18 protein-coding genes are annotated in these 16,437 nt (G+C 74.6%); 15 read left to right on the forward strand and 3 right to left on the reverse strand.

What is annotated here, in order from left to right:
• Nucleotides 1-31: 31 nt before the first annotated feature.
• The 9 genes from M0M48_RS24715 to M0M48_RS24755 all read left to right on the forward strand — a co-directional run bounded on the left by M0M48_RS24715 (nucleotide 32) and on the right by M0M48_RS24755 (nucleotide 8,731).
• Nucleotides 32-964: an ABC transporter substrate-binding protein gene (locus M0M48_RS24715; RefSeq protein ID WP_257753147.1), complete on the forward strand. Its 933-nt coding sequence runs from the start codon at nucleotides 32-34 to the stop codon at nucleotides 962-964.
• Between the two features lie 83 nt (nucleotides 965-1,047).
• On the forward strand, nucleotides 1,048-1,167 hold the full coding sequence (gene amiA, locus M0M48_RS24720) for a streptamidine family RiPP (protein WP_240532646.1): 120 nt from the start codon (nucleotides 1,048-1,050) through the stop codon (nucleotides 1,165-1,167).
• A 79-nt stretch (nucleotides 1,168-1,246) separates the two neighbouring features.
• Nucleotides 1,247-1,954 carry a hypothetical protein gene (locus tag M0M48_RS24725; protein ID WP_257753148.1) on the forward strand — a complete coding sequence of 236 codons (708 nt, stop codon included), beginning with the start codon at nucleotides 1,247-1,249 and terminating at the stop codon, nucleotides 1,952-1,954.
• Nucleotides 1,951-2,979: a CocE/NonD family hydrolase gene (locus tag M0M48_RS24730; protein ID WP_257753149.1), complete on the forward strand. Its 1,029-nt coding sequence runs from the start codon at nucleotides 1,951-1,953 to the stop codon at nucleotides 2,977-2,979. Before M0M48_RS24725 ends, M0M48_RS24730 begins: the two co-directional genes overlap by 4 nt.
• A complete protein-coding gene (locus tag M0M48_RS24735) occupies nucleotides 2,976-4,319 on the forward strand; it encodes a YcaO-like family protein (RefSeq protein WP_257753150.1) in 1,344 nt (447 codons plus the stop codon). The genes M0M48_RS24730 and M0M48_RS24735 overlap by 4 nt, the downstream gene beginning before the upstream one ends.
• Nucleotides 4,316-5,584: an MFS transporter gene (locus M0M48_RS24740; RefSeq protein ID WP_257753151.1), complete on the forward strand. Its 1,269-nt coding sequence runs from the start codon at nucleotides 4,316-4,318 to the stop codon at nucleotides 5,582-5,584. The genes M0M48_RS24735 and M0M48_RS24740 overlap by 4 nt, the downstream gene beginning before the upstream one ends.
• A 71-nt stretch (nucleotides 5,585-5,655) precedes the next feature.
• Nucleotides 5,656-6,450 carry a M15 family metallopeptidase gene (locus tag M0M48_RS24745; RefSeq protein ID WP_257753152.1) on the forward strand — a complete coding sequence of 265 codons (795 nt, stop codon included), beginning with the start codon at nucleotides 5,656-5,658 and terminating at the stop codon, nucleotides 6,448-6,450.
• Nucleotides 6,451-6,554: 104 nt separating this feature from the next.
• A complete protein-coding gene (locus M0M48_RS24750; protein WP_257750317.1) occupies nucleotides 6,555-7,520 on the forward strand; it encodes an IS481 family transposase in 966 nt (321 codons plus the stop codon).
• Between the two features lie 47 nt (nucleotides 7,521-7,567).
• Entirely contained in the window at nucleotides 7,568-8,731 is a 1,164-nt protein-coding gene (locus M0M48_RS24755) for a DUF4185 domain-containing protein (protein WP_257753153.1), read from the forward strand.
• On the opposite strand, the gene M0M48_RS24760 is transcribed toward M0M48_RS24755, so the two are convergent.
• Nucleotides 8,717-9,940 (reverse strand): low temperature requirement protein A, encoded by a 1,224-nt coding sequence (locus M0M48_RS24760; RefSeq protein ID WP_257753154.1) that lies wholly within the window; start codon nucleotides 9,938-9,940, stop codon nucleotides 8,717-8,719. The genes M0M48_RS24755 and M0M48_RS24760 overlap by 15 nt on opposite strands.
• A gap of 89 nt (nucleotides 9,941-10,029) precedes the next feature.
• Between M0M48_RS24760 and M0M48_RS24765 the strand changes: the two genes are divergently transcribed.
• From M0M48_RS24765 to M0M48_RS24785, 5 genes are read left to right on the forward strand one after another with little or no spacing between them, the layout of a single operon-like run.
• Nucleotides 10,030-10,833, forward strand: a complete 804-nt coding sequence (locus tag M0M48_RS24765) for an ABC transporter ATP-binding protein (RefSeq protein WP_257753155.1) — start codon at nucleotides 10,030-10,032, stop codon at nucleotides 10,831-10,833.
• Nucleotides 10,830-11,618 carry an ABC transporter permease gene (locus M0M48_RS24770; protein ID WP_257753156.1) on the forward strand — a complete coding sequence of 263 codons (789 nt, stop codon included), beginning with the start codon at nucleotides 10,830-10,832 and terminating at the stop codon, nucleotides 11,616-11,618. The genes M0M48_RS24765 and M0M48_RS24770 overlap by 4 nt, the downstream gene beginning before the upstream one ends.
• A 5-nt stretch (nucleotides 11,619-11,623) precedes the next feature.
• Nucleotides 11,624-12,391, forward strand: coding sequence for a MerR family transcriptional regulator (locus tag M0M48_RS24775; protein WP_257753157.1), 768 nt, complete (start codon nucleotides 11,624-11,626; stop codon nucleotides 12,389-12,391).
• 43 nt (nucleotides 12,392-12,434) lie between these two features.
• Nucleotides 12,435-12,683, forward strand: a complete 249-nt coding sequence (locus M0M48_RS24780) for a hypothetical protein (protein WP_215814139.1) — start codon at nucleotides 12,435-12,437, stop codon at nucleotides 12,681-12,683.
• Complete coding sequence (locus tag M0M48_RS24785) at nucleotides 12,680-14,089, forward strand: 3-hydroxyisobutyryl-CoA hydrolase (protein WP_257753158.1); 1,410 nt, start codon at nucleotides 12,680-12,682, stop codon at nucleotides 14,087-14,089. Before M0M48_RS24780 ends, M0M48_RS24785 begins: the two co-directional genes overlap by 4 nt.
• 8 nt (nucleotides 14,090-14,097) lie before the next feature.
• On the opposite strand, the gene M0M48_RS24790 is transcribed toward M0M48_RS24785, so the two are convergent.
• Complete coding sequence (locus M0M48_RS24790) at nucleotides 14,098-14,736, reverse strand: hypothetical protein (protein ID WP_257753159.1); 639 nt, start codon at nucleotides 14,734-14,736, stop codon at nucleotides 14,098-14,100.
• Between the two features lie 30 nt (nucleotides 14,737-14,766).
• Nucleotides 14,767-15,540, reverse strand: a complete 774-nt coding sequence (locus tag M0M48_RS24795) for an IclR family transcriptional regulator (protein ID WP_257753160.1) — start codon at nucleotides 15,538-15,540, stop codon at nucleotides 14,767-14,769.
• A 131-nt stretch (nucleotides 15,541-15,671) separates the two neighbouring features.
• On the opposite strand from M0M48_RS24795, the gene M0M48_RS24800 reads away from it, so the two are divergent.
• Nucleotides 15,672-16,436, forward strand: a complete 765-nt coding sequence (locus M0M48_RS24800; RefSeq protein ID WP_257753161.1) for a CoA transferase subunit A — start codon at nucleotides 15,672-15,674, stop codon at nucleotides 16,434-16,436.
• Nucleotide 16,437: the final 1 nt, after the last annotated feature.

Here is a 16,437-nt window from a genome sequence, read left to right on the forward strand (position 1 = left end):
TTCCAACTCATCGTTCACCACAGGAGGATCCATGCGCAAACCCACCCCCCTCGCCGCCCTCGTGCCGGCGGCCCTGCTGACCGCCTCGCTGCTCGCCGCGTGCGGCGGGACGTCCGAGGCCGACGAGCCCGCCGGCGGCGCCGAGCCGATCACGCTCACCGACGACACCGGCGCCGAGATCCGGCTGTCCGGACCGGCCGAGCGGATCGCCTGCCTGACGATGATCTGCGTCGACGCGCTGACCGAGGTCGGGATCACGCCGGTCGCCTACCGCGAGCCGCTCGCCCTCGACGAGCGCTATGCCGGACCCGGTGCCGACATGCGCGAGATCACCGGTGGCTTCGGCGAGGAGAACGTCGAGGACATCGCGCTCGCCACGCCCGACCTCGTCATCGGTCTGGCCGGCGCCCAGGACGGCCTGCGCACGGCGGTCGAGGCGCACGCCCCGCTCTACCTCGTCGACCCGCACTCGTGGCGCGACTCGGTGGAGTTCCTGCGCACCATCGGCCGGATCACCGGCACCGAGCAGGCCGCGACGGAGAAGGCCGACGCCTTCGTCGCGCGGGTCGAGGCCGCCGCGCAGGAGCCGAGCGAGCTGACCACCCTGTCGATGTACGGCGAGCCGGGCAGCCTCGGCGTGGACTCGGTCGAGACGCCGGTCGGCTCGCTGCTCGCCGAGGTCAGCGACTACCCGTGGCCGGCCGGCGACGACCCGTTCGCCAGCGTGGCCGTCGAGCAGATCGCCAAGGTCGACCCGGACCTGGTGTTCGCCCAGGCCTTCTCGGCCTCCAAGGACGCCGAGCCGCTCAGCGACCGGCTGGCCTCGGACCCGGTCTGGGCCGGGCTCTCCGCCGTCCGGGCCGATCGGGTCGTCGAGGTCGAGGCGCCGGTGTGGGCCACCGGCCGCGGCACCATCTCGCTCGGCCTGGTGCTCGACACCGTCGAGGAGAATCTCCGCAAATAGTATTGAGAATCATTCTCATTCTCGGTACGGTCCGTGGCGCGGCCCCGATCCGTGGGTCGCGCCACCTGACGAAGGAGACACCCATGAACGAGTTCTTCACCCCCGTGAGCCACCGCGCCCAGCTCTCGACGCACAGCGCCGGCCACAGCAACGCGCTGGTCGAGAACCCCTTCGACGAGGTCGAGGGCACCGAGGGCGACTGACCGCCTGCTCGACGTGACCCACCGGTCGGTCCCCGCGCGGCGTCGCTGCGCGGGGCCCGACCCCGGACCCGAAGGCCCCATGGACCTCCCGCTCTCCGCCCGCCTGCGCCCCGACGTCGCGCTGTACGCCGTCACCGGCGGCCACGTGCTGCGCACCGGCGACACCCACCACCACGTCCACCTCGACCCGCCCGAGCTGGACGCCCTGGTCGACGCCCTGGTCGCCGGCCGCGAGCCGCACCCGCCCCGCGCGCGAGCCGCACTCGCGTCGCTGGTCGCGGCCGGCCTGGCCGATCCGCAGCCGGGGCGCGTGCGCGTGACGGGGACGGGGGTCCTGGCCGGCGCGCTGCGCGCGGCGCTGGTCCGGATGGGGGCCGACACCTCGCCCGACGCCGCGCCCGACACCTCGCCCGGCGGGACGCTGGTGCTCGCGCTGGACCACGACGACCTTCCCGACGGCGGTGACCTCGGGGCGACCGCCTGCTGGGTGAGCGGGCACCGGGTGCTGCTCGCACCGCCCGCCGTCCCGGCCGGTCAGGTCGCCGCCCGGCACCACGCGGCGACGCTCCACCGCGACACCGACCGGCGGGTCGCGCGGCGGTCCGGTGCCGGCGTCCGCTCGGGGATGCCGGCCCTGGCCGGGGCCGGGCTCGAGCTCGCCGCGGTGCAGGTGGCGGCCGAGCTGCTGCGGGCCGAGCGTCCGGCGTACGAGGTGGTCGTCGTCGACCTCGTCGCGCTGACGACGTCGCGGCACCCGGTGCTGCCGGTACCGCCGGCGCCGCGATGAGGTCGTGGCACGGCGCCGTCGCCGGGCTCGCCACCTGGACCTGGCTGCCGGATGCCTCTCCGCGGGCCGTGCTCGTCGCCCGCACGCCCTACGGCGCGGCGTCCCACGCGGCTGAGGCGCGGGGCTGGACCGGCCACGGCATCGGCCTCGTCGTCCAGGACGTCCGGGGCCGGCACGCCTCACCCGGCGCCTTCCACCCCTACGCCGAGCCCGGCACCGGGGACGGGCCGGCGCTGCTGGACTGGGTCCGCGGCTGGGCGGAGGCGCCCGTCGTCCTGCTGGGCACCTCGTACGGCGCGCACGCCGCGCTGGCGACGCTCGCCGAGACCGCCGCACCGGACGGGGTGGTCCTCGCCGTCCCCGCGCTCGGTCTCGGCGAGACAGCGCGCACCCGGGGCGGCGTCCTCCAGCTGGCCTCCCGGCTGGGGTGGTGGCTCGCCCAGGACGTCCGCCGGCCCTGGGCCGACGTCCTCGCCGCCCGCCGCCAGGACGCCGCGCGGGCGGCGCTCGTCGCGGGCCTCACCTGCCCGCTGCTGGCGATCGGCGGCACCGACGACTACTTCGCGCACGACACCGTCGACCTGTGGTCCGCCTGGGGCGGGCCGGCCCGGCTGGTCCTCGGGCCGTGGGACCACGGGCTCGCCGGAGCGCGCCGGGCGGCGCGCATCCTGGACTGGCTCGACGGCCTGCTCGCCGGGCGGCCCGCGACGGGCGCGCTCACCCTCGACCGGGCCGGCACCACCCGGACCGCAGCGCCCGCCCTGGCGAGCGTCCGGCTGGCCGAGGTCGCCGCGGACGAGCAGTGGTGCGCGTCGCTCGTCGTCCGCGCCCCGGACGGCGGCGCGCGCGAGATCGCGCACGGCGCCGCGCGCGGTGACCGGATCACCCTCGGCCCGGTCGTGCTGGCCGTCGGCGAGCGCCCCGGCCTGGCGCTGCGCCTGAGCCCCGACGACTTCCCCCGCTACGCCCGGTCGCACCGCCGACCCGGCGCCGTCCCCGACCACCACCTGGAGCTCACCGCATGACCGAACCGGCCACCCTGACCGTCGACAGCCTGGTCGACCCGCACTTCGGCCTGGTGACCGGGCTGCACCCGGTCGAGCGACTGCCCGGCCTGCCGCCGGCGTACGTCGGCATCACCGCCGAGGTCGCCGACTCCCGGGTGCACGGCAACTGGCCCAGCGACCGCGTCTCGCTGGGCACCACCTTCGGCGACCCCGCGGGCGCCCGGATCGCCGCGATCGGCGAGGCGGTCGAGCGCTACTGCGGCAACTACGTGCCCGACGGGCTGCTGCGCGGCACGGCCCGGGACCTGGCCGCGGCGGGGCACCGGCTGCTCGGGCCGGAGGACCTGCGGTTCTTCGCGAACTGGCAGCACGCCCGTCCCGGCTTCCCCTTCACGCGGTTCACCGACGACCTGGAGATCGCCTGGGCCGAGGGCCGCGGCGAGGACGGCCCGGTGCTGGTCCCGGCGTCCTGGGCCCACCTCAACTGGCGCACGGGCGCCCGCCGGGGCGAGCCCTTCCTGCACCCGGTCAACTACGCGGGCATCGCCACCGGTCAGGACGTCGCCGACGCGACCCGCCGCGGCCTGCTCGAGCTCGTCGAGCGCGACGCGCTGTCGTTGTGGTGGCACCTCGGGCTGCCCGCGCCGCGGATCGACCCGGCGAGCGTGCCGGGTCTGCGCGAGCACCTGGCGGGCTCCCGGCTGGAGGTGCACCTGGTCGCGCTGCCCGCGTGGTTCGGCGTACCGGTGGTCGCGGCGCTGGTCCACGACCCCGTCACCGGGATCGCGGCCGGCGGCTTCTCGGCCAAGCTCGACCCCGCCGAGACGGCGCTCAAGGCGGTCCTGGAGGCGATCCACAGCTGGGTCTTCACCCAGGGACTCCTCGACGCCGACGGCTGGGTGTTCGCGGCGATCGAGGCCGGCATCCTCTCCGAGGGCCTCTACCTGCCGCACCGGCCCGAGCGCGACTACCTCGCCGTCGCGGGTGGTGCCCAGCAGGCCGCCGTGCGTGACCTCGGCGCCCAGGCCCAGGTCTGGCTCGACCCGGAGGTCCAGCGCACGCTGATGCCCCGCTTCACCGCCCCCGGGACGACGGTCGGGCTCGACGCGCTCCCCATCGGCACCGAGGCCGGACTGCGCACCGCTCTCGCCGCCGCGGGCCACGAGGTCGTCGTCTGCGACCTCACCACCCCCGACATCGCGCTCACCCCGCTGCGGGTGGTGCGGGTCTGCGCGCGCGGACTGGTCCCCAACGCGCCGGCGGCCTTCCCCTACTACGGCCTGCCGCGCTGGACCGAGGTCGCCGGCCGGGCGCCGACCCCGGAGTCCCTCCTCCTGCTGCCCCCGCCCAGCCTGTGAGCGCCCTCGCGGACCCGACCTACCGGCGCTTCCTCGCGGCCCGGACGGTCGCGATGGCGGGCAACGCGCTGACCATGGTCGCGCTGCCGGTGCTCGTCTACCGGCTCACCGGCAGCGCGACGCTCACCGCGCTGGTCGCGGCGGCCGAGACCGCGCCGTACCTGGTGGTGGGGCTGCCCGCCGGCGCGCTCGTCGACCGCTGGAACCGGCGCCGGGTGCTCGTCGTGACCGGTACAGCGAGCGGGCTCGCGCTGCTCACCGTGCCGCTCGCCGACGCCCTGGGCGTGCTGGGCTTCGGGCAGGTGCTCGCGGTGGCGACGCTGGTCTCGACGCTCTTCGTGTTCGCCGACGCCGCGTCCTTCGGGGTGGTGCCGCAGATGGTCGGGCGGGAGCGGGTCGCCTCGGCGACCTCGACCCTCGTCACCGTCGGTACGGCGATCGGCCTGGTCGGTCCGCTCGTCGCGGGCCTGCTCGTCACCACCACCTCGCCGGCGCTCGCGATCGGCATCGACGGGGCGGCGTACCTGGCGGTGGCGGGGGTCGTCGCCCGGCTCCGCTGGCCCGGCAGCGAGGACCGCACCGGGCCGGCCCCGGGACGCCGGCTGCGCGGCGAGGTCGCCGACGGCCTGCGCTTCATCTGGGCCACGCCCGTCGTGCGCTGGCTGACCGTGCTCGGCACCGGCGCGAGCCTGGCCGGCGGCGCGGCATCCGGCCTGCTCGTCGTGGTCGGCGTCGAGCAGCTCGGTCTCGCCGCGGACTCACCCGCGCTCGGCTGGCTGTTCGCGGCCGGGGCGCTCGGCACGTTCGTCGCCAGCCTCGCGCTGCCCCGGGTGCAGGCCCGCCTGGGCGTCGGCATCATCTCCGTCACCGGGTATGCCGTCGGGCTGGTCGCCCTGCTCGCCCTCGCGGCCACCTCGACGCTGGTCCTCGCCCTGCCGCTGCTCGTGGTGCTCAACTTCGCGATGACCTCGCTCATCGTCAACGGCATCGTCACCCGCCAGGTGGTCACCCCCGACCACCTCCAGTCGCGGGTGAACACGACCGCCCGGCTCATCGCCTGGGGCGGCAGCCCCCTCGGCGCCGCCCTGGCCGGCGTCATCGCCGGCGCGGCCGGCACCCCCTGGGCACTGCGCGCCGCCTCGCTCGGCCTGCTCGCCAGCCTGGTGGTCGCGCTGGTCGTCGGCGTGGTCCGGTTCGCCCGGCTCGACGTGCTGCGCGAGCAGGCGTTCGGCCCGGCGCCCGAGGGCGCGGCCGGTCAGCGGTAGCGGCGGCCGCCTTGGGTGGATCTACTATCTTCTCTAGTACTTCGTCGTCGCGGTGCCAAGGAGATTCACGGGTGGGTTCGGATCCGCGGCACCGCGCCCCCGCGCGCGAGCGGCGCCCCCGCCCCGTCGCGGGCCGGCGCAAGGCCGAGCGGACGCCCACCCGGTCCGGTCGCCCTCACCTCGCCGGCGCGATCGTCGCCGGCGTCGCCACCGTGGGCGCGGTCGTCCTCGGCACCCTCTCCACCACCGGTGCCTCCGCGCCGCCCACCGCCGCGATCGACCCGGTCCGACCGGCCGCGGCCGCCGACGGCGGCACCGCGGCGCGGGAGAGCGAGCGCGCGCGGGAACGGGCCGTCGACGAGCGCCTGCTCTCCGGCACCCTGAGCCGCAGCGCGACCCGCGCCACCAGCGGGACCACCAACCGCGTCCCCGGCTGGCTCGAGGGCTGCCGTCGCACGCCGCAGACGCTGGACAGCCCCAACGGCCAGATCCCGGAGGAGGACCTCTGCGAGCTGCCCGACGGCTTCCTGCTCCGCGGGGACGCCGCGGCCGCGTGGTCGCGCCTCGCCTCGTCGTACGAGCGGCGGTTCGGGAGCGAGGTCTGCATGACCGACGCCTACCGCGACCTCGGCTCGCAGCAGCGCCTCGCCGCGATCAAGCCCGGGCTCGCCGCGCGTCCCGGCACCAGCAACCACGGCTGGGGCGTCGCGGTCGACCTGTGCGGCGGGGTCGAGCGGTTCGACAGCGAGCAGCACCGGTGGTTCAGCGAGAACGCCGGCGGCTTCGGCTGGGTCAACCCGGGCTGGGCACGTGAGCACGGGTCACGGCCGGAGCCGTGGCACTGGGAGTACATCGGGACGCCCTAGGTGTACCCGGCCAGGACGTTGGTAGCGGCGAGCCTGGTTGAACGAACGAGAACCTCCGAATGGGATGTGGCTTGTCTAAGGCCCACTCCAACCCGGAGGTTCTCGTGTCCCACGGTAGTGCCCGGCTGACCGTTCACGGTCGGCGCCTGATCGTCCAACGCCACCAAGCAGGCTGGAAACAAGCCCACATCGCTGCGGCGATGGGCGTGTCCCGCAAGTGCGTGAAGACCTGGATCGACCGCTACACCGCCGAAGGCGAAGACGGCCTGGCCACCCGCTCCTCACGCCCCCACTCGATGCCCACCAAGACCAGCAACGAGGTCGAGCAGAAGGTTCTCACCGCGCGTGCCGAGCATCGCGACGGACCCGATGTCCTCGGAGCGAAGGTCGGCGTTCCTGCCCGCACAGTGTCGCGGATCCTGCGCCGCCACCACGTGCCCTACCTTCGCGAGCTGGATCCGATCACCGGCGAGGTGATCCGATCCTCGAAGCAGACCGCGACCCGCTACGAGCGAGAGCGGCCTGGCGAGCTGGTCCACATGGATGTCAAGAAGCTCGGCAAGATCCCCGCCGGCGGCGGCTGGAAGGCTCACGGCCGCGGAGCCGGGTCGATCATGCGCGATCGCAACACCAAGGTCGGGTTCGACTTCGTTCACTCACTCGTCGACGACCACTCCCGCCTGGCCTACAGCGAGGTGCTGCCTGACGAGAAGGGCCCGACCTGCGCCGCGTTCCTCGAGCGCGCGATCGACTACTTCGCAGCCCATGGCATCACCCGGATCGAGCGTCTGATGACAGACAACGCCTGGGCCTACCGATGGTCGCTACGTGCCGTATGCGCCGAGCACGACATCAAGCAGAGGTTCATCAAGCCGCACTGTCCCTGGCAGAACGGGAAGGTGGAGCGCCTCAACCGGACCCTGACCACCGAGTGGGCCTACCGTCGCGCCTTCGCCAGCAACGACGAGCGAGTAGCCGCCCTTGCGCCCTGGCTCGAGCACTACAACACTGAACGCCGCCACAGCGCACTCGGAGGTAAGCCGCCGATCAGCCGGCTGCTACCAACCTGATGGCCGGGTACACCTAGGGCATGGCTCCGCGGTGCAGGATGGCTCCCATGGGCAGACGGGCCGTCGCGGCGCTGGTGACCGGCGGGCTGCTGCTCGCCGGGTGCACCGGTCCCGACGCCGATACCGACCCCGACCGGCTGACCCTCACGCCCGCCGCGTCGACCACGGTCCTCGAGCCGTGCGTCCCGACGGGTGGGCTCGACACCATCGACGAGCTCAACCGGTTCGTCACCCGCACCCGCGGCGACGTCGCGTTCGCGGGCGGGGACGTCGGCGCGAGCGTCCGGCTCCAGGACGGCCGCGGCATGTTCGTCTTCGGTGACACCCTGCGCGGGCCGGACTTCGACGGGCAGCAGTTCGTGCACAACTCGATGCTGCTCTTCTCGCCCGGGTGCGGTCAGGTGGTGCTGCCGCGCGACCGGGGCGCCGTCGTACCGGACCGGGCGGACGGGGTGGGGTACTGGCCGATGTCGATCGCCGCGGTCTCCCGCGACGGCTACGACCTGGTCGGCGTCGGCGTGCAGCGGGTCCGGCCCAAGCCGGGCTCCGGCGTCTTCGGCTTCGACATCCTCGGCCCCGCGGTCGCCCTCTTCCGGGTCCCGCCCGGCGAGGCGCCCGACCTGGTCTCGGTCCGCGACGTCGGCCCGGACGCCGTCGACCCGAGCCGGCCGATGTGGGGCGCTGCCGCGGTGGTGGACGACGGGTGGGCCTATCTCTACGCGACCTCGCGCGATCGCGACGCCCTCGCCACCGGCTTCGACCTGCGGGTCGCCCGGAGCCGTCCCGAGTCGGTCGGCGACCCGAGGGCGTGGGAGTACTGGGACGGCACCGCCTGGACGCCGGACGCGGACCGCGCCACCGTCCTGATCCCGCGCCAGGGTGGGGTCTCGCAGACGCTGAGCGTCTTCCGCGACGGCGACCGCTGGTACGCGATCAGCAAGCGCGACGAGGTGCTCGGCCGCGACCTCGTCGTCTGGGAGGCCCCGGCCCCGACCGGCCCGTTCGTCGCCGCCCCGCCGGTCGCCGAGATCCCGTCGGACGCCGCGACCGGCACCCTGCGCTACCTGCCCCTGGCCCACCCGGACCTGCTGCCCGAGCCGGGCACCGTGGTGGTGAGCTACAGCGAGAACAACACCGACTTCGCCGTCGTGCGCGACGACCCGCGGCGCTACCGGCCGCGCTTCCTGCGGGTGCGGCTACCCGCCGGCTGAGCGCAGCCGCCGCCGTTCGACGAGCAGGTGCGCGCCGACGACGGCGACGAGGTACCAGAGCACGGCCGAGCTGCGCAGGTCCGCGCCACGCACCGCGATCACCAGCGGTACGGCGACGCCCGTGACCAGCCAGAAGAACGGCTGGACCACGTGGAGACCGCGCGAGCACAGGCTCGCGACCAGGCCCAGCGTGAACCAGACCGCGACCGCCCCGCACAGCAGCCAGCGCTGCGGCTCGTCGAGCGGCTCACCGCCGTGGCCGACGGCGGCGCCGATGGCCGCTGCCGCGGCCGCGAGAGAGGCCGTCGTACCGGCGTGGAGGGCGAGGGCCAGCCGCTGCGGCACGGTGCCCGGTCGCAGGTGCGGGACGCCGGCGTGCCCGTGGACGACGGAGAGCCCCCACATCCCGGCGAGCAGCAGGAAGGCGGCCAGCCCGGTGCCCAGCAGGGCGCGGTCCCAGGTCGCGCCGGACGCCGCCCGCACGCTCTGGATCACGCCCTCGCCGAGCACGATGATCACGAACAGGCCGAGCCGCTCCGCGAGGTGCTCGGCCTCGAAGCGCACCGGCACGAGGCCGTCGAACCGGCTCATCCGCTCGGGGTCGCGGCGCGACATCGCGTCGATGCGCTGCTGCGCGCCCTCCATCATGTCGTCGCCGGAGACGACGACGAGGAGGAAGAGGTCGATCGCGATCCCCAGCCCCCACAGGACGAACTTCCACGGCTCGTCGACCCACACCGAGACCAGGAACGGGATCGCGCCGGTGATCTGCTGGGCGAGCGGCCAGTCGACGACGACCGCACCCCGGCGCCAGGAGCCCGCGCCGATCACCCGGGTGACGACATAGGCGACCGCGAAGGCGTTGGTCATCGTGATCCCGGCGCCCTCGGCACCGTCGGCGCCGTGGTGCAGCACCTCCTCGGCGACCCCGGGCGTCGCCGCGGCCATCACCGCCAGGCCGAACATGCCGGCCAGCAGCCGCACGGTCCGGGTCTGCGCGCCGCTGGCGTTGCCGTAGAGCATGAACGTGGTCCAGCTCAGCCAGAACGTCAGGAAGAGCGCGGCGTACAGCAGCAGCCCGCGGCCGCCCACGTCCTCGTGGACGACGTGCGCGAGGGTCCCGACGCCCGCCACGACGACGAGGTCGAAGAACAGCTCGGCCCAGCTCGCGTGGCGCTCCTCGGTCACCGTCCGGTCCTCGGTGGTCATGCGCGGAGTCAACCACGCCGGAGCGACCCAGGAATCGTCGAGAATCGGGGCTTGACCTTGACGCAGCGTCAACCTTCCACGCTGTTCTCATGAACCTCACGACACCCGCCATCGAGGTCGCCGCCCTCCGCAAGACGTACGGCGACCAGGTCGTCCTCGACGGTCTCGACCTCACCGTGCCGGCGGGCACGGTCTATGCGCTCCTCGGCCCCAACGGGGCCGGCAAGACCACCACGGTCAACATCTGCTCGACCCTGCTGGCGCCCGACGCGGGCACCGTCGCGGTCGCCGGGCACGATGTCCGCACCCAGGCCGACGCGGTCCGCCGCTCGATCGGCCTGACCGGTCAGTTCTCGGCGATCGACGAGCTGCTCACCGGGCGCGAGAACCTGCGGCTGATGGCCGATCTCGCGCACCTGCCCGAGCCGGACGCCCGGGCCCGGGTCGACGAGCAGCTCGCCCGGTTCGGCCTGACCGACGCGGCGGACCGGCGCGCGGCGACGTACTCGGGCGGGATGAAGCGGCGCCTGGACCTGGCGATGACCCTGGTCAGCCGCCCGCAGGTGATCTTCCTCGACGAGCCCACGACCGGGCTCGACCCGCGCAGCCGCCGCGACCTGTGGCAGATCGTGCGCGAGCTCGTCGCCGACGGCGTCACGATCCTGCTCACCACCCAGTACCTCGAGGAGGCCGACCAGCTCGCCCACACCGTGGGCCTCCTGGACGGCGGCCGCCTGGTCGCCGAGGGCACTCCGGCGCAGCTCAAGGAGCAGGCCGGCGGCGAGACCCTCGACGACGTCTTCCTCGCCCTCACCGGCCACCCGGCCCGCACCGACCAGACCGACGACGAGACCGACGACGAGAACGAGAACGAGAAGGAGGCGGTCCGATGAGCACCCTCGCCCACACCGTGCGCGACTCGCGCACCATGCTGCGCCGCAACCTCAAGCACATGCTGCGCTACCCGTCGCTGACGATCATGCTCATCGCCCAGCCGGTGCTGTTCCTGCTGCTCTTCGTCTACGTCTTCGGCGGCACCATGGGTGCCGGCCTGCCGGGCGGCGGCGGCCGCGACGCCTACCTGGCGTACGTCGCTCCCGCGATCCTCATCATCACCGTCTCCTCGGTCGCGCTCAGCATCGCGATCTACGCCGCCAAGGACGCCACCGAGGGCATCATCGACCGCTTCCGGACCATGCCGATCGCGAAGTCCTCGGTCCTCACCGGCCTCGTCGGGGCGGCCGTCCTCCAGACCGCGTTCGCGGTCGCCGTGGTGCTCGGCCTCGCCGTGGCCCTGGGCTACCGCCCCGACGCGGGGATCGCCGGCTGGCTCGGCGCGATCGGCATCCTGACCCTGCTGGCGATCGCGCTCACCTGGCTCTGCGTGGCGCTCGGCCTGGCCGCCGGCAGCGTGGAGACGGCGAGCAACACCCCCATGTTCCTGATGCTCCTGCCCTTCCTGTCGAGCGCCTTCGTGCCCACCGACTCGATGTCGACCGGGCTGGCCTGGGTGGCCGAGCACCAGCCGTTCACACCGATCATCGACACCCTGCGCGCCTTCCTCGCTGGCGGCGACCCGGGCTCGGACGCGGTGTGGGCGATCGGGTGGTGCGTGCTCGTCGCGGTGCTGTGCTTCGCGTGGGCACGTCGCCTCTTCAGCCGGGTTCGGGCAGGCTGACCATTGTGCTGACCATCGGCGAGCTGGCGTCGTACGCCGGCGTGACCATCCGCGCCGTCCGGCACTACCACGCCAAGGGGCTGCTGCCGGAGCCCGAGCGGGACCACTCCGGCTACCGCCGCTACGACGCCCGCGCGGTGGCCGAGCTGATCAAGATCCGCACGCTGGCCGAGGCCGGCGTACCGCTGGCCCGGGTGGCGGAGCTGCTCGACGCGGACGCCGACGAGTTCGCCGCCGCGGTCGCCGACATCGATCGGCGGCTGCGGGCGGAGATCCGGGAGCGGCAGCGGCACCGGGAGCGGATCGCCCAGCTCGCGGCGGGCGACAACCTGGCGCTGCCGCCCGAGGCGGTCGCCTACCTCGACCGGATGCGCGCGCTCGGGTTCTCCGACCTGCTCATCGCCGGTGAGCGCGACGCGTGGATCCTCGTCGCGGCGCAGATGCCCGAGCACATGCCGCTGTTCATGGCGCTCAAGGAGGCCCAGCTCGACGACGCCGCGACCGACGAGCTGCTGCGCGAGCTCGGCGACGCGATCGGGTGGGAGCCCGACGACCCGCGGCTGCCGGGGCTGGCCGACCGGCTGGTGGGGACGCTGGAGACGGCCGAGGAGGGGGACCAGGCGACCTGGGACGACGTCCCGATCCCCGACAGCCTGGTCGCGCTGCTCGACTCGGTGTTCCTCGACCTGGTCCCGGTGGCGCCGCGCCTGATGGCTCTGCTCGAGGAGCGCGGCTGGACCGGCTGGACCAAGCTGGAGCGGATCACCTCCTGACCACCGCTGCCCCTGACGGCGGGCGGGGCGTAACGTGGCACCCGTGACTCGGGATCTTGCACACGCCTCGCGGACCTACCCGGTACGACAGCTCGTCGCCTACCGCCGGCTGATCGTCAACGGCGAGCGCGTCGACCCCGACCGGGTCGTCGCCGAGTACGCCCGGGCCAACCCGGGCGTCGACCTCGACGCCCGCTCGACGGTCAGCGACTGGCAGGCCGGCACCCTCCCCGGCGGCGGTACCCGCGTCGGTGACACCGCCGAGCGGCTGCAGGGCCTGCCCATCAGGTGAGCCACGACGAAGGAGTCCGGATCGAGCGGCTCGGCCGCGTCGGCCGGATCGTGCTCGACCGTCCCCGGGCGCTCAACGCGCTGACCCTCACCATGGTCGAGCGGATCCACGCCGCGCTCGACGCGTGGCGCCACGACCCGGACCTGCGCGCGGTCACCGTCGAGAGCGCCTCGGAGCGCGCGTTCTGCGCGGGCGGCGACATCCGCCGGGTCCGCGAGAACACGCTGGCCGGGCGGCACGACGAGAGCCTGCGCTTCTTCACCACCGAGTACGCCGTCAACGCGCTCCTCGGCGCCTACCCGGTCCCCGTCGTGGCGCTCGTCGGCGGCCTCTGCCTCGGCGGCGGGATGGGCCTGAGCGTGCACGGACCCTTCCGCGTGGTCGGGCCGGACGCGTCCTTCGCCATGCCGGAGACCAAGATCGGCTTCTTCCCCGACGTCGGCGCCACGCACTTCCTGCCCCGGCTGCCCGGTGCGGTCGGGCGCTACCTCGGGCTGACCGGCGCCCGGGTCGGTGCGGCTGACGCCCTGGCCCTCGGCCTGGCCACGCACGCCTGCTCCGCGGCCGACCTGGCCCGGCTGCCCGCGCTCATCGACGCCCACGACGGCCCGCTCGAGACGCTGCTGCGCTCGCTCGCCCCGGCCGACGCCCTCGACCAGCCGGGGCCGCTCAGCGCCGTCCGGGCGGACATCGACCGGGTGTTCGGCGCGGCCGACCTGGCCGGCGTACGGGATCGGCTCGACGCGCTCGACAGCGACTGGGCCAAGGAGACCCGGGCGGCTCTCGACGCCGCCTCCCCGGCCAGCCTCGCGCTCACCGACCGGCTGCTCGCCGAGGGTCGCGAGCGTGACCTGCCCGGCTGCCTGGCCGCCGAGCTCGACGCCGCCCGGACGACGATCGCGAGCCCCGACTTCGTCGAGGGCGTCCGCGCGGTCCTGGTCGACAAGGACCACGCGCCCCGCTGGGCGGCCACGCCGACGGTCCGGCCGGCCACGACCGCCGACCTCGACGCGATCTTCGCGATCCGCACGAGCGTCACCGAGAACCACCTCTCCCGCGAGCAGCTCACCGAGCTCGGCATCACCGCCGACGCGCTGGGCGCCGTGATCGCCGACGGCCCGGAGTGCCTCTGGGTCGCCGAGGTGGCCGGCGTACCGGCCGGCTTCGCGATGGTCGACACCGACGACGCGTGCGTGTTCGCCTGCTTCGTCGGCCCCGAGCACGAGGGACGCGGTCTCGGCCGGCTGCTCATGGAGCGTGCCGAGAGCGCCCTGCTCGCCCACCACCCGGTGATCTGGCTGACCACCGACGGAGCCAGCCGCGCGGCCGGCTTCTACCGCCGGCTCGGGTGGACGGCGGTCGCCGACCTGCCCGACGGCGACCTCCGGTTCGAGAAGCGCCGCTAGGGCACGCCCTAGGCGCCGGCCCGCTCCGCGAGCCGCACCGCCGCGTGCCGGACGACGTCCACCTCGTCGGCGTCGCGGGCCAGCTCGTGCGGGACGTCGCCCCCGAGCAGTCCCGCAGGCTGGGTGAGCCAGGACCACACCTGCCACGGATCCGTCCCCGCCGCCAGCAGCGGCTCCAGGATCGCGCCCAGCTCGGGCCGCAGCTCACCGGCGTCGGTGAGCTGGAAGGCGGGCACGAGCACCCCGCCGTCGTGCGGCACGACGAGCAGCGCGTGCCGCTCGGCTGCCTTGTGCACCGCGAACCGGGTCGCGTTCTCCGTCGCGCCGCGGACCGCGGCCAGGCTGGCGTAGGTGTGCGCCGGGCTGGCCAGCAGCGCGGCCCGGACCCGGGCCCGGCGGCGCAGCTGCACCAACGCCAGCGGTACGGCGTGGGCCGGGTCCTCGCCGTCCTGGTGCAGGACCCGGTCGAGGTCGGTGAGCTGCTCCGCGGTCAGCGGCAGCCCGGTGCCGGGGTCGCGCCAGCGGACCACGCCGCCGAGGTCGCGCTCGAAGGTCGGCAGCCCGGCGTCCGCCAGGTGGTCGCCCAGGCCGAGGCCCTCGAGCCAGGTCGCGAGCCGCTCACCGGTCGTCGCGGAGTCGTCGTGCATGCCTCCAGCCTGCCACCGTCCCGGACCGGCTCAGCGGTGCCCCCGTCGCGGCGCCAGTCGCCCGGTGAGCGCATGCGCCTCGCGCAGCAGCAGCTCGCCGAGCTCCTGCTGGCGCGGGGGTGCGAGCCGGGCCTCGATCCCGGTCAGGCTCAGCGCCCAGCGCGCCTCGCCGTGCGCGTCGAAGACCGCCGCGCCCAGGCCCCAGCTGCCGGGCACGATGAGGCCGGGGTTCACGGCGTACCCGGTGGCCCGGGTGTCGGCGATCCGCGCCGCGAGCCGGGCGGGGGCGTGCTCGGCGCCGTACGGCGTCTCCAGGTGGGCGTCGGCCAGGTACGCCGTCCGCTCCCGCTCGCCCAGGAAGGCCAGCAGCACCAGCCCTGCCGAGGCGACGCCGAGCGGGAACCGGATGCCCTCGTGCAGCACGTGCGAGCGGATGGGGAAGCTGCCGTCCTCGCGCAGCAGGCACACCGTCTCGTCGCCGCGGCGCACCGAGAAGAACGCGCTCTCCCCGGTCTCGCGGGCCAGCCGGCGCACGGTCTCGCGGGCGATCGGGGTGATGTCGTGGCGGCTGGTCGCGGCGGCGCCGAGCAGGAAGCACTCGGGCCCCAGGTGCCAGGCGCCGGTGCTCTCGTCGCGCTCGACCAGGCCCTCCTCGCGCAGCGCGCTGAGCAGGCGGTGCGCGGTCGGGCGGGGCAGCGCGGTCGCGGCGGCCAGCGAGGTGGTGCTGACGCCGTCGGGCTCGCGGCCGGCCAGCGCGCGGAGCAGGTGAGCGACCCGGCCGACGACGCTGGGTCCGGTGTCCACGGCACCAGGCTAGCCGACCGGCGTTCACTGAGTGGACGCAACTCACGAGTAGCGCTCGGCGTGCGAGAGATCCGCCGCCGAACCGCGCTCGCTCATTGACCGCGGGACGTCCGGCCCGTTGACTGGCGGGCATGGACAAGGTGATCGGTTCGGCGGCCGAGGCGGTCGCCGACATCCCGGACGGATCGACCCTCACGGTCGGCGGCTTCGGGCTCTGCGGCATTCCGTCGGTGCTCATCCAGGCCCTCCTCGACGCGGGCGTCAAGGACCTCGAGGTGGTCTCGAACAACGCCGGCGTCGACGACTGGGGCCTGGGCATGCTGCTCACGGCCGGTCGGCTGCGGCGCGTGGTCGCGTCGTACGTCGGCGAGAACAAGGAGTTCGCGCGCCAGTACCTCTCCGGCGAGCTCGAGGTCGAGCTCACGCCGCAGGGCACGCTCGCCGAGCGGATGCGGGCCGGCGGCTCGGGCATCGCGGCGTTCTACACGCGCACCGGCGTCGGCACCCAGGTCGCCGACGGCGGCCTGCCCTGGAAGTACGACGACCAGGGCGAGGTCATCAAGACGTCCCCCCAGAAGCCCGTGATGACCTTCGACACCCGCGACGGCGAGCAGGAGTTCGTCCTCGAGGAGGCGATCGTCGGCGACTTCGGCCTGATCCGCGCGTGGAAGGGCGACCGGCACGGCAACCTCGTGTTCCGCGACTCCGCCCGCAACTTCAACCCGCTGGCCGCGATGGCCGGCCGGATCACCGTCGCCGAGGTCGAGGAGCTCGTCGAGCCCGGCGACATCGACCCCAACCAGGTGCACCTGCCCGGTGTCTACGTGCACCGCGTCGTCCCGCTCACCCCCGAGCAGGCGGCGGACAAGCGCATCGAGAAGAGGACGGTCCGCTGAC

This window comes from Pimelobacter simplex (assembly GCF_024662235.1).
Taxonomy (GTDB): domain Bacteria; phylum Actinomycetota; class Actinomycetes; order Propionibacteriales; family Nocardioidaceae; genus Nocardioides.